The organism is Sulfurospirillum diekertiae, assembly GCF_011769985.2.
Taxonomy (GTDB): Bacteria; Campylobacterota; Campylobacteria; order Campylobacterales; family Sulfurospirillaceae; genus Sulfurospirillum; species Sulfurospirillum diekertiae.
The window spans coordinates 1,094,851-1,109,134 of the sequence record NZ_CP039734.2 but is presented as its reverse complement, the minus strand read 5'-3'; the positions used below and the strand labels follow the sequence as shown (position 1 = coordinate 1,109,134).

16 protein-coding genes are annotated in these 14,284 nt (G+C 41.1%); 9 read left to right on the top strand and 7 right to left on the bottom strand.

Annotated features, from left to right (window positions below; translation table 11 throughout):
* Position 1 precedes the first annotated feature (1 nt).
* The 7 genes from FA584_RS05650 to FA584_RS05620 all read left to right on the top strand — a co-directional run bounded on the left by FA584_RS05650 (position 2) and on the right by FA584_RS05620 (position 5,594).
* On the top strand, positions 2–475 hold the full coding sequence (locus FA584_RS05650) for a 4Fe-4S dicluster domain-containing protein (protein ID WP_096046487.1): 474 nt from the start codon (positions 2–4) through the stop codon (positions 473–475).
* A 6-nt stretch (positions 476–481) separates the two neighbouring features.
* On the top strand, positions 482–829 hold the full coding sequence (locus tag FA584_RS05645) for a hydrogenase maturation nickel metallochaperone HypA/HybF (protein WP_096046486.1): 348 nt from the start codon (positions 482–484) through the stop codon (positions 827–829).
* A gap of 1 nt (position 830) precedes the next feature.
* The gene (locus FA584_RS05640) at positions 831–2,255 is read left to right on the top strand and encodes a glutamate synthase subunit beta (protein WP_167750485.1); all 1,425 of its coding nucleotides are present in this window, start codon (positions 831–833) and stop codon (positions 2,253–2,255) included.
* A gap of 147 nt (positions 2,256–2,402) precedes the next feature.
* Complete coding sequence (locus FA584_RS05635) at positions 2,403–3,242, top strand: ABC transporter substrate-binding protein (RefSeq protein ID WP_167750484.1); 840 nt, start codon at positions 2,403–2,405, stop codon at positions 3,240–3,242.
* Positions 3,243–3,418: 176 nt separating this feature from the next.
* Entirely contained in the window at positions 3,419–4,561 is a 1,143-nt protein-coding gene (locus FA584_RS14780; protein ID WP_167750483.1) for a methyl-accepting chemotaxis protein, read from the top strand.
* A 376-nt stretch (positions 4,562–4,937) separates the two neighbouring features.
* Positions 4,938–5,234, top strand: a complete 297-nt coding sequence (locus FA584_RS05625) for a sll1863 family stress response protein (RefSeq protein ID WP_096046482.1) — start codon at positions 4,938–4,940, stop codon at positions 5,232–5,234.
* 69 nt (positions 5,235–5,303) lie between these two features.
* Positions 5,304–5,594, top strand: coding sequence for a sll1863 family stress response protein (locus tag FA584_RS05620; RefSeq protein WP_167750482.1), 291 nt, complete (start codon positions 5,304–5,306; stop codon positions 5,592–5,594).
* 61 nt (positions 5,595–5,655) lie between these two features.
* On the opposite strand, the gene FA584_RS05615 is transcribed toward FA584_RS05620, so the two are convergent.
* The 6 genes from FA584_RS05615 to FA584_RS05590 all read right to left on the bottom strand — a co-directional run bounded on the left by FA584_RS05615 (position 5,656) and on the right by FA584_RS05590 (position 10,321).
* Positions 5,656–6,132: a ribonuclease HI gene (locus FA584_RS05615; RefSeq protein ID WP_167750481.1), complete on the bottom strand. Its 477-nt coding sequence runs from the start codon at positions 6,130–6,132 to the stop codon at positions 5,656–5,658.
* Positions 6,133–7,698, bottom strand: coding sequence for a bifunctional GNAT family N-acetyltransferase/carbon-nitrogen hydrolase family protein (locus tag FA584_RS05610; RefSeq protein ID WP_167750480.1), 1,566 nt, complete (start codon positions 7,696–7,698; stop codon positions 6,133–6,135). It lies immediately after the preceding gene.
* 99 nt (positions 7,699–7,797) lie between these two features.
* Positions 7,798–8,952 (bottom strand): sensor histidine kinase, encoded by a 1,155-nt coding sequence (locus tag FA584_RS05605; protein ID WP_167750479.1) that lies wholly within the window; start codon positions 8,950–8,952, stop codon positions 7,798–7,800.
* A complete protein-coding gene (locus tag FA584_RS05600) occupies positions 8,945–9,601 on the bottom strand; it encodes a response regulator transcription factor (protein ID WP_167750478.1) in 657 nt (218 codons plus the stop codon). The genes FA584_RS05605 and FA584_RS05600 overlap by 8 nt, the downstream gene beginning before the upstream one ends.
* A gap of 45 nt (positions 9,602–9,646) precedes the next feature.
* A complete protein-coding gene (locus tag FA584_RS05595; protein WP_167750477.1) occupies positions 9,647–10,081 on the bottom strand; it encodes an HvfX family Cu-binding RiPP maturation protein in 435 nt (144 codons plus the stop codon).
* A 6-nt stretch (positions 10,082–10,087) separates the two neighbouring features.
* Positions 10,088–10,321 (bottom strand): hypothetical protein, encoded by a 234-nt coding sequence (locus FA584_RS05590; protein WP_167750476.1) that lies wholly within the window; start codon positions 10,319–10,321, stop codon positions 10,088–10,090.
* Positions 10,322–10,430: 109 nt separating this feature from the next.
* Here FA584_RS05590 and FA584_RS05585 point away from each other — a divergent pair, with 109 nt between their 5' ends.
* Together FA584_RS05585 and FA584_RS05580 are read left to right on the top strand one after the other, a co-directional pair.
* Positions 10,431–10,919 carry a gluconate 2-dehydrogenase subunit 3 family protein gene (locus FA584_RS05585; RefSeq protein WP_167750475.1) on the top strand — a complete coding sequence of 163 codons (489 nt, stop codon included), beginning with the start codon at positions 10,431–10,433 and terminating at the stop codon, positions 10,917–10,919.
* Positions 10,916–12,574 carry a GMC family oxidoreductase gene (locus FA584_RS05580; RefSeq protein ID WP_167750474.1) on the top strand — a complete coding sequence of 553 codons (1,659 nt, stop codon included), beginning with the start codon at positions 10,916–10,918 and terminating at the stop codon, positions 12,572–12,574. The genes FA584_RS05585 and FA584_RS05580 overlap by 4 nt, the downstream gene beginning before the upstream one ends.
* 191 nt (positions 12,575–12,765) lie before the next feature.
* Here the strand turns inward: FA584_RS05580 and FA584_RS05575 are convergent, their stop codons facing one another.
* Complete coding sequence (locus tag FA584_RS05575; protein ID WP_167750473.1) at positions 12,766–14,241, bottom strand: hypothetical protein; 1,476 nt, start codon at positions 14,239–14,241, stop codon at positions 12,766–12,768.
* Between the last annotated feature and the right edge of the window lie 43 nt (positions 14,242–14,284).

Genomic DNA, 14,284 nt, shown 5'->3' with positions numbered 1-14,284 from the left:
GATGCGAAACCATTTTATCTTTGCTGACAGTACCAAATGTGTCGGATGTTTAAGTTGTGAGTTAGCCTGTGCGGCCAGTTTTCAAGGCATTACGTTTGAAGAAGCTTATGAAACCAAAGTACCGCTTATTTCGCGTAACCGTGTGATCAAGTTTGAAGGTAAAACGTCCCCTCTTCAGTGTATGCACTGCGAATCACCTTCGTGTTTAGCGGTCTGCCCGCATGGTGTCATTGAAAAAATGGATGATTTTATCAAGATTCATGAGGAGGCGTGTGTTGGGTGTGGGTGTTGTTCGTTGGTGTGCCCATATGGCGCTATTACGATGATTCAAAAAGAAGATCGTCGTATCGCTGTGAAATGCAATCTCTGCTTTAAACGCCCAGAGGGACCTTCGTGCATTCGTGTCTGCACAACCAGTGCTATTTCGGTAGTGGATTATGACGAATACACAAAATTGATGGCGCAAAAAGGCTAAGTTTTTATGCATGAATACTCCATCGTCGCTTCACTCATTGATCTGTGCGAAAAAGAGGCGAAGAGGCATCATGCCAAAGCAATCAAAAGCCTTACAATCAGTGTGGGAAGGCTCAGTGGCATTGAAATTCATTTTTTAGAACAGTGTTTTGATACCTTTAAAGAAGAGACCATCTGCCATGATGCCACGCTGAGTATAGAGCTGTGTGACGTGGTACTTTTGTGCGCCTCGTGTCATGAGCAAAGTGTCGTAAAAGAGAACCATTTTATCTGTCCGAAATGTTATAGCGAGGATGTCGCCATGATAGGCGGACAAGAGTTACATGTAAAAAGTATAGAGATCATAGAGGAATAGCATGAGAGAATATAAAACAATCGCAAAAGCCTATCCAAAAAAACGCCCCGCCGTTGAGCGCATTGAGGATTATTACCCGATCTATCACAACTTTGAAGAAAGTGAAGCCAAGGCGCAAGCAAGCCGTTGTTTGCAATGCCCCATTGATCTTTTACGTGGACTTGAGAGTGAATTCAAGTTTTGTCGCACGGGGTGCCCTCTCAATAACAACATTCCAAGATGGCTTAAAAAAACCTATGAACACGACTATCTAGGAGCGTTTGAGTTCTCCAATGCCAGATCTCCTTTTCCTGAAATTCTGGGTCGCGTTTGTCCTAAAAAAGGACTGTGCGAAAGTTCATGTACACTCGAAAAAACAGAGTATCATGCCGTTTCCATCGGTAATGTGGAAGTCTTTCTCAATGAAAAAGCGTATGAGCAAGGGGCTATTCCTGATTATGGTCAAGCAGATGGACGAAAGTTTAAAGTTGCCGTTGTCGGCAGTGGACCAGCAGGTCTTAGCTGCGCGACCTTTTTACTGCGCTCCAACATTGAAGTGGAAATGTTTGAACGAGAAAACCGTGTAGGTGGGCTATTAATGTACGGCATTCCTAATTTTAAACTTCCTAAAAGCGTCATCTTAAGACGTTTTGAGTGGATGAAAGAAGCAGGCATGAAAGTGCATCTTAATACCGAAGTGGGAAAAGATGTAAGCCTCAGTGAGCTTCAAGAAAAATTTGATGCCGTCTTTTTGGGGCTTGGTGTGCCTAAAGGTCGCAGTGCCGACATGGAAAATGAAGATGCCAATGGGGTTTATCAAGTCATGACCCTACTCACTCAGACGCAAAAAAATCTTTTCGACCATGCGCTTCAAAAATCAATCTTACGCAATAAACATGTTGTCGTTATCGGTGGTGGTGACTCTGCGATGGATGCCCTTCGTACTGCCATTCGTCATAAAGCCAAAAGTGTCACCTGTGTGTACCGAAGAGATGAAGCGAGTATGCCGGGAAGTCGAGCAGAAGTGATTAACGCCAAAGAAGAAGGGGTGCAGTTTATCTTTAACGCACTGCCTAAAAAAGCGATTGTGGATGCTGAGCATCGTGTCGTTGGGCTTGAAATTCTTGAAACCTATACCGATGAAAATAACCGTCTTCAAACTAAACCGCAAAGCTTTCAAACGCTACCCGCCGACAGTATCATTCTTGCCCTTGGCTTTCAAGCTAAACATTTTGACTTTTACGATGAACTCAACCTCGCCATTGGTAAATCCAATACGCTGATTGTGGATGAACATAAAGAGACCTCTCATCCATTTATCTTTGCAGGAGGCGATGTAGTCAGAGGTGCAAACTTGGTGGTCAATGCCGCCCTTGATGGCAGAGAAGCCGCTGTGGCAATCGCACGAAAACTAGGACTCGTTGAGGATCAGAAGCTTTACATGTAAAAGCTTTTGGGTTGATTGCTTCTTTGAGAAACAGAAATAGGCTCATTTATAACATTTGTCATTTTTTTACTACCAAACGCATCTTTTTAAATGAGAGATTAGTAACTTTGCGATACGTTATTCTAAACATATATCAAAGGAGTTTCTATGCTTACAAAAGTTCTCATTACCACACTGGCACTGTGTAGTGTCATGTTTGCGGCAAACTGCACAGAGCGTTATGGCAAGGGCGCACTAGAGATCAAACTTGCAACAGGAAGCCCTGGGGAATTGGGTCTTGTTAAAGCCTTAGCGGAAGAGTTTGCAAAATCAAATGATATGTCACTGTGTTGGATCAAAGCAGGTTCGGGAGAATCTCTCTCATTGCTTAAAAACAAAGAGGTTGATTTGATTATGGTGCATGCGCCAAAGGGCGAAAAAGAGGCTCTTAAAGAGGGCTGGGCAAGCGATCGTTCTCTCATTGGGTCGAATGAATTTTACATTACAGGTCCCAAAAAAGACCCGGCTCTCATTAAAGACTCTTCCAGTGTCGTCGAAGCATACTCACGCATTGCTGCCAAAAAAGCCCTTTTTTATACCCGTGCAGACAACTCAGGAACGCATAAAAAAGAGCTTGAAATTTGGAAAAAAGCCAATATTTCACCTGAAGGTAGTTGGTATACCATCAACAAAGATTTCATGTTAGCAACGCTAAAAAAAGCCGATACCACAGGAGCTTACTTTATGACCGATAGTAGCACATGGGTCGCAGCACAAAAAGAGCTTAAAAACATGAAAATCCTTTTTAGAGGTGATATTTTCTTAGTCAATACCTATAACGCTCTCAAACAAAATGGTTTAGAGACACCTCAAAAAAACATGAGTGCTAAGTTTATTGAATTTGTGACCAAAGGGGATGGACAAAAAGTGATCCGTAGCTTTGGTAAAGAACTTTACGGTGAAGCTATTTATAATGATGCGGAGTACGCTAAAAAATACGACCGCTAATCTATCAAAACGAAGAGAAAGTATTCATATTTTCTCTTCATATTTTTTACATGTAAAGACTTTTAACTGTTTATTTTAAAAAGAGAGTAAAATTATCTTATTTTTTGATACAGATCAATCTTTTATTTTTGCGTATGAAGTAGAATGTGAATTCTATTTCATACAGGAGAAATACAATGAAATCTCTGTTTCTTAGAATGAGAGTTATCCACATTGCAGCTTTTTTGATCCTTCCACTCAATGCCTATTTTTTTACAACCAGCACACTAGGAGCTATCATTCAATACGCTATTGCCGTGATCCTCATCGTGCATGATATTGATGAAAAAAAATGGGGCGTGGATCTCAGTGTTAAAATAAACCAAGCTTTAGCCTCAATGGATCTGACCAAAGAGATCAAGATCAACACCAGCTTCAATGCTGAATCTGCCAGAATGCTTGACTCTGTTGTCTTTTTCAAAGAGAAAATCAGACATGCCATTCTTGGCTTTCAAGCGCATGCCACAACGCACAGTCAAATCTCAGCGCAACTGCAACACATCGTCTCATTTTTTCATGCTCAAACCCAAAAAGAGAAGATCATCATCGATGAGAGTACTAAGCATGTCAACAATATGCAAGTTGTTTTTGACGACATCAGTCACAACGCGCATGCGAGTAAAACACAGATGCAACAGATCGGTACGTATCTTGGCGATACACAAAGAAACATCATCGAATTAGGTGAAAAGATTGCTCAAAGTGTTCAAAAAGAGAATCTTCTCGTCATACAACTCAACGCTTTGAGTAAAGATACCCAAGAGACCAAAAATATTCTCAGCGTCATCGACGATATCGCCGATCAAACCAATTTATTGGCACTTAATGCTGCCATTGAAGCAGCGCGTGCAGGCGAACACGGTCGTGGATTTGCCGTTGTTGCGGATGAAGTAAGACTTTTGGCAGAGAAGACACAAAAAAGCCTTGAAGAGATCAATACAACCATTACCTCCATCGTGAGCTCCATCACCTCCATCAGTCAGCAGATGAAAGACAATGCTTCTGAGATCAACATTCTTCAAGATGTCTCTACCAATGCGAACGTCGTACTTGAGCAACTCGTCAACGTAGCCGATAAAAACATAGCTCTCTCCAATGATATTGCAACAAAATCCATCAACCTCAAAGAAGAAACGGAGCAAATCAAAGAAGCTTCACTGCAAATAGAGACAATCTTTCATGCAACTTATCAAAAAAGTGAAGAGATTATGGAAATTACAACCGTGCTTGATAAATGGGGTGTGACACTCCAAGAAAAACTGAATGAATTTAAAGTCTAAAAGAGAGGTTACATGTAACCTCTCAAACCGTTTTCAAAAAATGATAATGGGTACTTTAAGAAGAAACGCCCCTCTATTTCCATTCTATTTTCAAAAAGCACCACAATCGTTCAAATAAGAGTATAGTGAAAGAGGTTGATAGGAACACTGGCTTTGTAACATCAGTCACAACCCCTCATCGTCCGTATTCTAAATGTCATTTTTTACAATGAGGCGTATTCGAGCGTGTCCTGAGAGGAAGAATCGCTCAATAACATTTGTAAGCCCTGCGCACTTCACGTTTCAACACTTTTTTACTATCTACGTACGAACCAACCCAAGGACAGATGACGTATCACACTAACACGAATAAAATCTACCCTAAAAAAGGATTTCAATGAGCAGTAAAGAACTTTACGAACAAACAAAACAGACGCAACTTAACGAATGGAAAATGGGAATGATCCTCTTTCGAACACGATCATTTGCAGCTAGAACCAATGTTCAAGTGGAACTCAACCAGCATGTTAAAATGCTTGAGAGTAAGCTTGAAGAAGGGAGAAACAAACTTGCAGAGCTCAATAAAACGACAGGAAGCAACTTTGAATCAACTAAAAAAAGCTTTGAAGAGACGTGGGATTCTATTGTCATTGCCTTCGAAGATGCTTCTGTAAGATTCAAAGCTACTGCATAGTTTTCTATTCCATTGTGTGTCGTGCATCTGCATCAATATTTATGATAACAAACAACTAAAGGATCGAATATGAGTGATAAAAAACTTTACGAACAAAAAATACAAGCAGAATTTGACACCTGCAAAGCACAAGTAGATAAATTTAAAGCGGAAGCTTCAGGTGCGAGTGCCAATGCTCAAATAGAGATGCATAAACAGATCAAACAACTTGAAGAAAAAATGAGTGAGGGTAAAACCAAACTTCAAGAGCTTGCCGATGCAAGCGAAGAGAAATTTGATGAGATGAAAAAAGGGGTTGAATCTATTTGGCAATCCACCAAATCGACGCTTCACCACGCTTCAAAACATTTCGGCAAATAATTTTTGCCACTCACGAAGAGAAAGTTCTCCCCTAACTTTCTCTTCGTGTTTTACATGTAAACTAGGAAAGACTACTTTTTCGAAGGGCTTCACGCGAGGCACGGTCTACTAAGGTAAAGTACTGATCGATTTCATCTTTATCGCATGAGAGCTTATGCCCTTTTACTTTCACCAAAGAACACTTCAGTTCATCCATTACCCTGTAAAACGTTTGGTATAACGCGGCATGCTCATGAACCTTCTTCTGTTTTGTCGCATACTCATTGCGCTCAAACCGCTCTCTTCTGCTCGGCAAACCGATAATATTTTGGGAATCGGTGTAAATCACAATCTCATCCGCCAAATCTTTGACCTCGTCCAATGCCCATAGTAACGTCTGAAGTTCAAGCTTCGTTGAAGAGGTTTGTGTAAAGGCTTTGACCTTTACATGTAAAGTCTTAAGCGCTTCTAACGTCGTATTTTCAAGCACAATGAGATACGCGCCAAACCCAACGTGGGTTTGGGTATTGACACTGCCATCGCTAAAAAGTCGTATCACCTAGCCGCTAACGACAACAAAATCATCTTTGTCACCCTTCCAACGCAAGCTATACAAATCATTACGGCGTGCATGTAAATTGCGCACGCTTCCTCGTTCACGTATCTCTTTTAAAAGACTGAGATCAAGATCGGCGACCAAGGTCATCTCTGTATTTGGCGTTGCTTCGGCGATGGTGGCATCGTGCGGAAATGCAAAATCAGACGGGCTAAAGACCGCGGATTGAGAGTACTGAATATCCATGTTTTCAACCCTTGGAAGCGTGCCGACACTGCCTGAAATAGCGACATAACACTCGTTTTCAATCGCCCTTGCTTGTGCACAACGACGCACACGTAAGTAACTGTTTTTGGTATCTGTCCAATACGGCACAAAAAGAATATCAATGCCTTGATCGGCTAAGAGGCGTGGAAGTTCGGGGTACTCGACATCGTAACAGACCAAAATGCCCACACGTCCCACATCGGTTTCAAACACGCAGAGTTTGTCCCCTCCGTGCATGCCCCAGTACGCCTCTTCATCGGGCGTGATGTGCAGTTTTTTCTGTGAATCTTTCGTACCATCACGACGGCACAAATAACTGGCGTTGTAGAGTGTATTGCCATCGTATTCGGGCATACTGCCTGCGATGATGTTGATGTTGTAACGCACCGCAAATTGCCCTATTTTCTCAACTAAGGTGTCTGTGTGTGCCGCAACAGTACGAATCGCCGTTTCAGGGTTTTCATCGGAGCGTAAAGCCATGAGTGGAGCATTGAAAAATTCAGGGAAAAGGACAAAGTCAGCATTGTAGCCCGCCATCGCGTCCACAAAAAACTCGACTTGATCCAAAAACTCTTCGACACTTTTAACACTGCGCATCTGCCACTGCACAATACCCACACGCACGATACCACGATTGACCGTTGGATTTGTATGCGGTTCTTCATAGTCCACATTACTCCACTCCAGAAGCGTGGCATACTCGCGAGATGCGGCGTCCCCTTTGAGATAGCCTTTTAAAACACGCCTGACATGAAAGTCATTGGCCAGTTGAAAGCCTAAAACATGGTCCCGTAGCTCTTTGTCTTTGACGAGTTCAATGTATTTGGAAGGGGTCATCTCATGCGCATGTTCCGCGTAGCCTGGAATGCGCCCTCCCGCGATAATACGTTTGAGATTCAGACGGTAGCAGAGCTCTTTACGCGCATCGTAAAGCCTGCGCCCTAGGCGAAGCCCTCGGTAATCGGGGTCAACAAAAATGTCTAACCCGTACAGCGTATTGCCTTTGGGATCGTGTGTGGAGATGAGTCCATTGTCTGTGATTTGGTTGTAGGTATGGCGATCGCCAAATTTATCATAATCGACGATCAAACTCTGTGCCGCGGCTATCACTTTGCCATCATCTTCAATGCAGATTTGCCCTTCCGCAAACGTGCTCAGTTGTGCGCTAAACTCTGCAATCGTCCAACCCCCAAGAGTGGGGTAAACTCTGTCCATAATCTTTTTAACTTGCTCATAATCTTCGAGTTCTAAATTACGTAGTATCAGTTTGTTTGTCTGTTTTAAATCGTCACTGTTTCCCATAAAAAAATTCCTTTTCTTTTCCAAAATAGAGGTAAAAGTATAAGAGTCATCTTAGCACAGTTTGAATTTAGGCTTGGTTGAATAAATGCATTAATGAAGTTAATCTTTTACACCTATGTGAGTGATAGGAAAGTGTAAAAAGAAGGTTGTCTCTTTATTTGGGATGGATTCAACCCATACTTTTATATCATACCTTTTACAAACAGAATTGACAATATCCAGCCCTATACCAAAGCCTCCCACCGCATTGCTTCGTCTCTCAAAACGCTTAAAAATGCTCTTTTGATTCTCTTTATGAATGCCAATACCTTCATTTTTAACGGTTAAAAGATGTTCTGAAAGCTCAACGCAAATCGCTGTTTGGGGATAACTGTATTTAATAGCATTCGAGAGAAGATTATGGATCACTTTTTGAATACGTGATTTATCCATGTAAACGAATGTTGTTTGAAGTTGTGCCGTAATTATATTGTCCTTTGTGGAAGCTATTTCATTAAAAAATCCAACACTCTCTTGAATTAAAAGGGCAAGATCAAATGACTCTTCAAACACTTCATCAATATCATGAAACGCAATATAACTCAGGCTATTGTAAATTTGAGAAATGAGTTTTGTGCTAATGGAAATATGGTTGATAACACGTATATCTTTAAAAGAGCTTTGCTTCAAGTTTGAAACGCTCATCATTAAAGCGGCAACGGGCGTGTTTAGTTCATGAGAACTGTCTTTAATGAAATGATTGAGCTTTTCAATGCGCAAGTGAACTGGCTTAAGCAACAAACGGCTTAAAAAGTAACCTTCAACACCCACAAAGAGCGCAGATATAACCATCGTAAACAAAATAATAAATTTAAGCCTGAGTATCTCTCGTTCGCTCATGTCTTCATCAACAACAATGTAAGCTACGCCATTAATGGGAGTTGCTAATTGATGAACAGCATAGGGTGTTGTATTTAAATCAAGCAACGGAGTTTTAAAGCTTGAAAAAAGAGTCTGTTTATCCTCTTTTAACAAAGCAACCGTGAAAAATTCTTTGGGTGGATGAAACAGATACGGCACTTTATCCATCTCCGCTTGCATCAACTCTTTTTCGTAACTCATCACAACGGTTTTAATTTCCATTGAACGTTTTTCATGAAGCTTATTGGTTTCATTGTTGTAGTACAAGATAGCAATAATACTCATGAGAAAGAGTGCAGAAGTAACATAGATGATTAAAAATCGCCATAATGCGCCCTGTTCTTCTTTATTCAAAAATATATCCATTCCCTCTAACGGTTTGAATTTTATCTTTTCCAATAATATTGCGTAGATTTTTAATATAAACCCTAATCGTCGCTTCGCTAGGCATTTCATCATAATCCCATAAATTTTGCATCAGCTCTTCTGAGGAGACAACCTTACTTTTGTGGTTACTTAAATAGAGTAAGATTTTGCACTCTTTACGCGTCAGGGTGTAAGGTACTTCATTGACATACAAGCGGTTTTTAGAAGCCATTAATGAAAGATGGGAATCGATAATGATGGCTTGTTCATTGATAAGGTTAAATCGTTTTTGAATGTTTTTAATGCGTAAGTCAAGCTCTTCAAGATCAAAAGGCTTTTTGATGTAATCATCGCAACCATTTTCAAATCCTTTTTTCAAATGAGCCGTATCTTGAAATGCGGTAATGATAATAGCAGGTGTCGTGTCCTTATAGGTACGAATTTCTTTAATAAGATCAATACCACTGAGTTTTGGGACATTAATATCAAGAATTAAAAGATCAAATTTTTGGATACTGAGCGCATCAGAAGCCGACTGCCCATCGCTAAAGTGAGTCGTTTGATGAAGATGGCGATTCAGATGACAGAGTAGAATATCAGATAAAATTGGATCATCTTCTAGCAATAAAATTTTCATCGACCACTTCCTTTTAAGCCAATTATACCATAGCCTTTTGCAAAGCTATGGCGTACACGATGATGGCTTTTTTTTCTCAAAAAGAAAATAATCTACGCTGATTTTTCCTGCGCCAAAGGCACATAGTACCCCAAGAAATATCAGATAGTAAAGAGGAATTTCAAAACCTCCATCGGTTGCACTAAAGCCATTGCTTAAATGAACGCTCAGAATTGCAACCACCATAACAGCACTTAATGGTAACGAAATCCATCTCGTTAACAAGCCTAAAATCAGTAAAACAACACCCACACTCTCAATGCTTGCGCAAAGGTAAGCGTTGAGTAAAGGCAGAGGAATATTGAGTGTCTCAAACCACTCTGCAACGGAGTGAATATCGCTCCACTTCCGTACAGATGGTTCATAAAATCCATATGCCAACATAACTCTGACGCTCAACAATACGATTGATTGCATTGTGTTAACAAGAAATAACCGCATTGCAGATTATTTCTTTTCGCCACCGCATTTAGCAGCACCACATTTGGCATCAGCTGGTTTTTTAGCATCACTCGCTTTGTCGCCTCCGCATTTAGCGTCAGCTGGTTTTTTCATCTCTTTCGCATCTTTCGTAGTGTTCATATCACCACCACATTTACTATCAGCTGCCATAGCGCCACTTACGAACATAGCCGCGATGAAGAGTGCTGCGAGAGGTTTAACGTTTGAAAATACTTGCATTGTAGATCTCCTTTTGGGTTTGGATAGTGACAGTATAATGACATTTTGTGTAGTGAATATGTAGTCGTATTACACAAAAGTTTTACATGCATGTGTTAGAATGCACCCTATGAATAGACGTACATTTATGGCACTGAGTGCTTCATCACCTTTTTTTTTAAGCATAGACGCGTATGCTAAAGATGTTCCTGCTTCTGTGTGGAGAACCATCGAAAGTGTCCAAGAAGTCTTACTGCCTGCAACCGAGCAGATGCCCTCTGCAAAAAATGTCAATGCCCTTTCCTTTTTAATCGTCAATAGCACCAGCTCCTATTTTGATCAAAATGATTTGGAACTTTTGATCGAAGGGGCTTCTGTTTTTAACCAAAAATTTTCTCATTTTTTTCAAGAAAATGCAGAAGCTCAATACCGTATCGTAGAGCTAGCAAGTGAGGATGCGTATTTGGAGCAATGGCTCTCACGGCTGATTTATTACACGCTTGAAGCAATGTTCGGTGATCCAATTTACGGGGGAAACACAGAGGAAATGGGATGGAAATCTGTTTTACATGTAAACGGAGACCCGCGTCCAAAAAGTACCTATGGGAGAAAAATATGACATATGATGTGTGTATTGTAGGAAGCGGCGCAGGTGCTGGGCCTCTTGCTTATGAACTCTCTCGTGCGGGTAAAAAAGTGGTGATTCTTGAAAAAGGAGACATCTACAGTGAAAAAGATTTTTCAAAAGATGAGATAGCCTATACCAAGCGTGATGTTTTTACCCCAAAATTAAAAGACGAATACCATGTCATTGAGAGCTTTGAAGAGGGGAAATGGGTCAAAACACCTTCGTATGAAAATAACTGGAGTTTCTGGAACGGTAGCCTTTTAGGAGGCTCTTCAAACTTTATGAGTGGATTTTTTCATCGCCTCAAACCCAATGATTTTAAATTAAAAACTCTTTATGGGGCTTATGAAGGAGCCACTATTGAAGATTGGCCTATTACGTATGAAGAGCTTGAACCTTTTTATGAACGCACAGAGAGAATCGTAGGTGTCTCAGGCGAGATAACAGAGTACGCGCACCAAGAACCACGCAGTACCACGCAATATCCGTACCCTCCTTTAGCGGAACATCCTATTGTTGAAAATTTTGACACGGCTTGCAAGGCTTTGCATTTTACGCCTTTTAAAACGCCTAGGGCTATTCTCTCAGAGCCCAAGGAAGGACGAAACCCTTGTTATTACTCCAATTACTGCGGTTCGTATGCTTGTTCAAGTGGAGCAAAGGGAAGTTCACGTGCTGCGCTTATTCAGCCCGCTTTAGCGACGGGAAATCTGCATATTATCGCCAATGCGTTTGTTGTGAAATTGGAAACAGATAACACCCGTACCATTAAAAGAGCCCAGTACCTCACACAAGAAGGGACGAAAAAGTATGTCCATGCTAAGCTTTTTATCCTTGCAGCACAAGCGGTGGAGAGTTCGCGCTTATTATTAAATTCAAAAAACAAGGCATTTCCAAAAGGACTTGCAAACTCATCAGGGGCTGTTGGAAAAAATATGGTCTTTTCAGGTGGAGGTATCGGTTCAGGAGAGTTTGATTTAAGCCATTTCAATCAAGAGGCACTGTTACAAGCAGGGCTTTTTGTCAATCGTGCGCTCAAAGATTGGTATTTTACGAAAGAGTTTAAAGGGGGCGTTGTTGATTTTTTATTTGAACATGCCAATCCGATACGACGTGCAAACAGCCTGAAAAGAGAAGATGGGACATTGATCTTTGGGAAAAAACTTCAAGATAAAATTTTTCAAACCTTAACAACAAAAAGGGTACTCAATTTTGAAGTCTTTAATGATTGGATGCCCAATGACAACTGTTTTGTCTCTGTTGATGAAGCATACAAGGACAAATACGGTATTCCTGTTGCAAATATTCGTATAGGAGCACACCCTCAAGATGTCATAGTAGGAGAATTTTTAGCCAAAAAAGCGGTACAAGTGCTTGAGATAATGGGAGCAAAAAATATTACCTACGCTATCTCACCACTACCTCCGCAAAATCTTCAAGCAGGAGGATGTCGTTTTGGAAATGATCCGAAAAAACACGTACTCAATCGTTATTGTCAAAGCTATGACATACACAATCTTTTTGTAACCGACGGTAGCTTCATGCCAACGGGAGGAAGTGTCCCTTATACATGGACGATTTACGCCAATGCCTTTCGCGTTGCAGATTATATTCAAAAGAATTTCGACACTTTATTGAAAACGTAAAAAAGATTGGTTTATCTCTTGCTAGATTTATCTTGACTTATCGTGTGTTTGTGCTACTTAATCACTTCTCTACCAATCATCTTCTTGAAGATATGCCCTTCAAAAAGAGTTTACATGTAAGGATTAAAACCTTACATGTAAACAATCACACGCACGAAAATGAGTCCATAAAACCCATTGGACTAATATGCCTAAAATATCGGCGCGGTGGATGGTAAACGATTACTTTCTATCCCTTCACACAGTACGTTATCAACGATGAGATTGCCTTGATGATCAAGCTTCACGCGCCAGATCGTATCGTAGTCGTTGCCTGGCCAGCCAGTATTGGGAAGGTCGATATCCAGTTCTGTTACATTAGTTCCACCGTACGAATCCAAAAGATATTTTAAGAGTGGTCTAATATGCCCTGATTCCCATGCGAGCAAGATCGTTTTATTGGAAAACTTACCGCCTGTAAAGAAAAAATCGCTTGTTTTTTGAGCGGTCGGCACATCGGTTGCCTTTGTCATCAGTTGAAACTCGCTGACCAAAAAATAAGGCAGATTGTTGGCAATGGCAAAAGGCCAGACGGTAAGAGAGGGTCTGACATAGGAGAAATTAAACGCTCCTGTTGCGTGATACCACTGTGCGGGATCAATCGAATAGACCATATCGGGGTTCATTTTACCCTTCAGCGCACGGTAAAGTTCCAAAGCACGCCACTGACCTGCGGCAACGTAATTACCATCTTCAAACTTAAACGCTTTATCCGGATGCGCTTCTGCGTGACGCACGATATAGACCGTTTGATTTTGATTGGCATTGGAAGGAACCACAACATCACTTACACCGCCTGTTCGTTTCGCATTAAAATAGGGCTGAAGCGTATGGTTGCAAAAAGCCTTGACAACCTTTTTGGGCAATTTAGGGTAATCCTTGGATGGTTTGAGTTGGCTATCATAAACCATAAGCTGAGCTTCATCCTTGGGAGAAATTGAGATCGCATAGAGATAGTTTGAGCCTTGATACTCAAGTGGTAGACCCAGTTTATGCCCGTAACGCACATTCAGAGCTTGCATCATCGCATGGATTGTCTCCCATGGCGCGGAGAAAATATAAAACCCTGATTGGTTCTGTTGAATAAGATGCGATACCAACGCATCGTTACTGCCATTCGTATTTTTAAAATCGAGTCCTGAACAATTGGTACAAAACGAAGACGGCACAGAGACATTTTGAGGCACAGAGCCCTCAGGGTATGAAACCTTAATGGGCAATGTATTTGCCGTGTAAAATGATGTTTCACTGATAGGCAACGTGGTTTGGTTCAAAAGAGCAAACTGTTGGATATAGCCAATGGAGGTCATATCGGGATAGTCATGGGAGGTTTGTAAATGCGTCATGGGCGCTAGGGTATAAATACTCGTAGCATTTTTTGAACGAAGAAGGTTCTTTTTCAGGTAGGTTGCCATTTGTAAAGAGCGATTAAGCCCTTGGGGCGTGAGATTGGCGGTATTTTTGTCAATATCGCCTGACGTATGGTACGCTAAATCGGGGCTAACCACAAAAATGAGATTGACATTTTTCTCATCGAGTTGCGCTATCTCAGACGCATTGCCACAACTGATCCAAACCATGATACTCAAGAGCATCAATACACATCGAACGGATGTACTTTTATTCATTTTTTCTCCTTTAGTAAATAAACAGACCTCAGGCATCACATAA

Coding starts and splice junctions, on each gene's coding strand:
- FA584_RS05595 (WP_167750477.1), bottom strand. CDS start 10,081: ATGCGGTTATTTCTTGTTAACACAATGCAATCAATCGTATTGTTGAGC.
- FA584_RS14780 (WP_167750483.1), top strand. CDS start 3,419: ATGAAATCTCTGTTTCTTAGAATGAGAGTTATCCACATTGCAGCTTTT.
- FA584_RS05645 (WP_096046486.1), top strand. CDS start 482: ATGCATGAATACTCCATCGTCGCTTCACTCATTGATCTGTGCGAAAAA.
- FA584_RS05580 (WP_167750474.1), top strand. CDS start 10,916: ATGACATATGATGTGTGTATTGTAGGAAGCGGCGCAGGTGCTGGGCCT.
- FA584_RS05620 (WP_167750482.1), top strand. CDS start 5,304: ATGAGTGATAAAAAACTTTACGAACAAAAAATACAAGCAGAATTTGAC.
- FA584_RS05585 (WP_167750475.1), top strand. CDS start 10,431: ATGAATAGACGTACATTTATGGCACTGAGTGCTTCATCACCTTTTTTT.
- FA584_RS05625 (WP_096046482.1), top strand. CDS start 4,938: ATGAGCAGTAAAGAACTTTACGAACAAACAAAACAGACGCAACTTAAC.
- FA584_RS05600 (WP_167750478.1), bottom strand. CDS start 9,601: ATGAAAATTTTATTGCTAGAAGATGATCCAATTTTATCTGATATTCTA.
- FA584_RS05650 (WP_096046487.1), top strand. CDS start 2: ATGCGAAACCATTTTATCTTTGCTGACAGTACCAAATGTGTCGGATGT.
- FA584_RS05635 (WP_167750484.1), top strand. CDS start 2,403: ATGCTTACAAAAGTTCTCATTACCACACTGGCACTGTGTAGTGTCATG.
- FA584_RS05575 (WP_167750473.1), bottom strand. CDS start 14,241: ATGAATAAAAGTACATCCGTTCGATGTGTATTGATGCTCTTGAGTATC.
- FA584_RS05640 (WP_167750485.1), top strand. CDS start 831: ATGAGAGAATATAAAACAATCGCAAAAGCCTATCCAAAAAAACGCCCC.
- FA584_RS05610 (WP_167750480.1), bottom strand. CDS start 7,698: ATGGGAAACAGTGACGATTTAAAACAGACAAACAAACTGATACTACGT.
- FA584_RS05590 (WP_167750476.1), bottom strand. CDS start 10,321: ATGCAAGTATTTTCAAACGTTAAACCTCTCGCAGCACTCTTCATCGCG.